The 1,304-nt window shown below is 67.3% G+C and carries 1 protein-coding gene; it reads left to right on the top strand.

What is annotated here, in order from left to right; genetic code table 11:
• Nucleotides 1–18 precede the first annotated feature (18 nt).
• Nucleotides 19–1,304: Rieske 2Fe-2S domain-containing protein (locus P0D73_RS46440; RefSeq protein WP_408321331.1), on the top strand; the 1,286-nt coding region annotated here is incomplete at its 3' end.

Below are 1,304 nucleotides of genomic sequence, written 5' to 3'. Positions count from 1 at the left end.
TGTAAAGAGGAGAACCCGATGCTGACGGCCGAACAGAATGAACTGCTCACACGTGTGGGACCGGGCACGCCCGGCGGCGAACTGATGCGCCGTTACTGGCACCCGGTGGGCGGAGTGGATGAGTTCAGCAGCGCGCGCTCCACCAAGCGCGTGCGTGTGCTGGGCGAGGACCTGGTGCTGTTTCGCGACCGCCAGGGCCGCTTCGGGCTCATCGCCGAGCACTGCCCGCACCGGCGCGCCTCGCTCGCCTACGGCATTCCCACCGACCAGGGCATCCGCTGCCCGTATCACGGCTGGCACTTCGACGCCCAGGGCAAATGCCTGGAGCAGCCCAACGAGTCGGCCCAGACCTGCTTCAAGGAGCGCGTGAGCACGAGCGCCTACGCGGTCGAGGAACTGGGCGGCATGCTGTTCGCCTACATGGGCCCGGAGCCGCGTCCGCTGCTGCCGCGCTATGACGGCTTCGTCGCCTCGCCCGCGATCCGCATGATCGGTCAGGCGGTGGTGCCGGCGAACTGGCTGCAGATCATGGAGAACTCGGTCGACCAGGTGCATACCGAGTGGCTGCACGGGCAGTTGCACGAGCATCTGCGCGAGATCCAGGGGCAGCCCGCGAAGTTCTCGATCAGCCGCCGGCACGTGCGCATCGGCTTTACCGAGTTCGAGCACGGCATCATCAAGCGGCGCCTGCTCGAAGGGCAGTCGGAGGACTGCGACGACTGGCAGATCGGCCATCCGCTGGTGTTCCCGACAATGCTGGCGGTGGGCTATGCGTCGCCGCAATGGGGCATGTACGCGTTCCAGATCCGCACGCCAATGGACGACACGCACACCCTGCACCTGTGGTACACCGCGTACGTGCCGCCGCCGGGCGCGACGGTGGCGCCGCATCTGCTGGAGCGCGTGCCGGTGTACGAGGTGCCGTATCTGGACAAGCACGGCGAGTACGCGCTGGACATGATCGACGCGCAGGACATCATGGCGTGGGTCACGCAGGGGCCGATCGCCGATCGCACGAAGGAGAACCTGGGCAGCACGGACCAGGGGCTGGCGATCCTGCGGCGCATGGTGCATCGCGAGATCGGCAAGGTGCAGCGTGGCGAGGATCCGCTGGGCACGATGCGCGATGCGCGCGCCAATGAGCGCATCGACCTGCCGCTGGAGCGCGACAAGCACCACTTCCTGGACGGTTTCGCGAGCCTGCTCTCGCGCGTGCATGCGCGACATTCCCCGTTCGCGCGGGAACTGGTCGAACTGTTCCAGCCCGGCCAGGCTCGTGCCTTCGAAGAAGTGCTCGACTCGCT

The organism is Paraburkholderia sp. RL18-101-BIB-B, from assembly GCF_046026985.1.
Taxonomy (GTDB): domain Bacteria; phylum Pseudomonadota; class Gammaproteobacteria; order Burkholderiales; family Burkholderiaceae; genus Paraburkholderia.
This window is presented reverse-complemented; position numbering and strand designations above follow the sequence as displayed.